The organism is Trichococcus sp. (genome assembly GCF_049589555.1).
GTDB lineage: Bacteria > Bacillota > Bacilli > Lactobacillales > Aerococcaceae > Trichococcus.
This window is the reverse complement of sequence record NZ_JBAWAZ010000138.1, coordinates 1-2,563: the sequence shown is the minus strand read 5'-3', so window position 1 is coordinate 2,563 and position 2,563 is coordinate 1. Positions and strand designations below refer to the sequence as shown.

General features: G+C 47.5%; 3 protein-coding genes. 1 reads left to right on the top strand and 2 read right to left on the bottom strand.

Translation table 11 applies throughout. From position 1 onward, the window contains the following. Positions 1-67: 67 nt before the first annotated feature. Positions 68-289 (bottom strand): heavy-metal-associated domain-containing protein, encoded by a 222-nt coding sequence (locus WBV27_RS05610; protein WP_424200174.1) that lies wholly within the window; start codon positions 287-289, stop codon positions 68-70. Positions 290-630: 341 nt separating this feature from the next. On the opposite strand from WBV27_RS05610, the gene WBV27_RS05605 reads away from it, so the two are divergent. Beyond that, on the top strand, positions 631-1,614 hold the full coding sequence (locus WBV27_RS05605) for a hydroxyacid dehydrogenase (protein ID WP_424200172.1): 984 nt from the start codon (positions 631-633) through the stop codon (positions 1,612-1,614). A gap of 287 nt (positions 1,615-1,901) precedes the next feature. Here WBV27_RS05605 and WBV27_RS05600 read toward each other — a convergent pair whose 3' ends face one another. Further along, positions 1,902-2,252 carry a YtxH domain-containing protein gene (locus tag WBV27_RS05600; protein WP_424200170.1) on the bottom strand — a complete coding sequence of 117 codons (351 nt, stop codon included), beginning with the start codon at positions 2,250-2,252 and terminating at the stop codon, positions 1,902-1,904. Between the last annotated feature and the right edge of the window lie 311 nt (positions 2,253-2,563).

Here is a 2,563-nt window from a genome sequence, read left to right as displayed (position 1 = left end):
CAGGAATAACCGGATTTGCAAGAAAAACGAGCTCCGGACTGATCCGGAACTCTTTCTCAATGATAATCTAGGATTCTTTGACCGATTGGACTTCGTAGCCCAACTTTTGGATCGTTTCGCTGATGTCATCCCCTGAAGTTTTGTTGCCATCGAATTCGGCTTTGACTTTGCTGGAGTTGAACAACACTTTGACGGTTTCGACCCCATCGATTTTGCTGACGGCTGATTCGATCTTCTTGATGCAGGATGGGCAAGTGACGGGTCCTAACTGGATAACGGCTTGGCTCATGATTGATTCCTCCTATTTGTCTGGTATGACTATAGTATAAGCGGAAAATCCTAGAAAGAACTTGACCGGCGTCAAGTATTCGAAATCATTTTAAGTTTTGAAATACCTGGTGTACAGCCGCACTACTTTTTGTTTTGCGGAACAATAAAACGCATTTGTAAGCGGTATATTCTTATTTTCCGGAACATATCTTTGCCTGTCTGATTGGCCTATACTAATGACATCAATTCGTATCCGGGAACCGCGGCACTGCTGCACTCCGGAGCGTTTGGAACGACCCGGCAGCCAACCGCTGAGCGTGTTCTTTGCTGGTCCATCATAAGTAGAAAGAAGGAATCATCATGGCCTACAAAGTTGTCATCCCAGAAGATATCAGTGCATTAGGAAAAGACTTTCTGCAAGACAAAGGGTACGAGATCGTCGTCGGAAACGGGAACATCAGCGTCGAGTACCTGAAGGAATTGATTGCCGATGCTGATGCCATTCTGGTCAGGCCAAATGCGCCATACCCTGAAGAAGTTCTGGCAGCCGCCAAAAAGTTAAAAGTCATCGGTGTCCATGGCGTGGATTACGGCAATGTCGACACAAGTTATTGCGTCAAACGGAGAATCCCGATCACAACAACGCCTGCAGCGACTTGCAATGCGGTCGCAGAACGGACGCTGGGGTTCATCATGAGCCTTGCGCATCAGATCCCGTTCATGGACCAACAAATGCGCCATGACAATTGGGGCGCGCGCTACGAGCACAAGGGTACGGAGTTGAAAGGCAAGACACTCGGATTGATCGGCCTTGGTCGCATCGGTTCGCTGGTTGCCCGCAAAGCGACAAACGGATTCGACATGAAGGTGATTGCTTATGATGAATTTCTTGTGAAAAATGAATACGCAGGCTTTGTGACTTGCGCTAGTTCGATGGAGGAAGTTTTGGCAAAATCCGATTTCGTTTCCTTGCATGTCCCTGTCACAGCGGAAACAACAGGAATGATCAATCAGGAAACACTGCGCTTGATGAAACCGAACGCCTACTTGATCAATTGCGCCCGCGGAGAACTCGTCAACGAGGAGGCGCTTTATGAAGCCTTGAAGAGCGGGGTCATCAACGGTGCTGCCCTGGATGTCTTTCAGGAGGAGCCGATTGCGCAGGATCATCCTTTCTTCGAATTGGATAACCTGATCATGACACCGCATAACGCCATCATCACGCATGAAGCGCTGGATCTGATGGGCTACCACGCAGCCGTCGGAATCGATGATGTGCTGAACGGCAGACAGCCGCAATGGCAAGAACGCTTAGTGCAAACTGCTGTGGCAGAACAAGTGTAACAGAACGAAAATATGCTTTGAATAGAAACGGTATCTTGTTTTTATAAACAGTTGGAAGGGCGCTCGTAATCGGGCGTCTTTTTTGCGCGCTTGGGTGGTTTGGCGATCGGAATCCAGAAGAAATGCGCAGCACGGTGGACCGAAATTATCGAATACCCGAGAAACATTCGACAATTTGCACCTCGCAATCAAAAAAAGCGAGAATGCATCATGCATCCTCGCTTTTACAGTTGTTAAATTGCTTAAGTTAATGACGTTTTTCTATAAAGCAGCCTCTTCTTTTGCACTCACAATGTCTTCAGTGCTTCCTCGATCGGATCGAGTTCGTCCACTTCGGTCACGGGCGCTTCCGTTTCGGCATCGAATCTTTCCTCTGGTTCAGGAAACTTCGCGGCGAATTTTTGTTTCACGGTGTCGGTCGTTTCCTGGGCCTTTTCTTTGACTTGCTCGACGGCGTCTTTCGCAGTTTCTTTGGCGGTTTCCGTGGCCTGATCGGCGTAGTCCATCACCTTGTCCAACGCTTCATCGGCTTTGTCTGCCAAATCTTTGCGGATATCTTTGCCTGGCTTTGGTGACAGCAGCAGGGCGATCCCTCCGCCGATCACAAGCCCTTTGACGAAACTAGAAAATTTTCCCATTGTCGGTTCCTCCTTTATTTAGTCCAAATACCACTATACAACTGAACGGATTGGATGCTTGAAGAAAAAACAAAGACGATTTTACAACTTCAGTATAAGTCACGCCCAAAATTAAACAAAACAAAAACCACTGGCTCTCCCTAAATATCGCTCATTTTCTTGTTGATCTGAACCATGCTCAGACGGCCGGTATGCTCCAGCATGTATTCGTAGTTGGCCAAGTAGTCCTTTTCGAAGATGCCGCTGTAAAAAAGATCAAGGATATAGCTGAAACCGGCGGAAGAAGCGAATTGGCCGATTTTTGAATAATA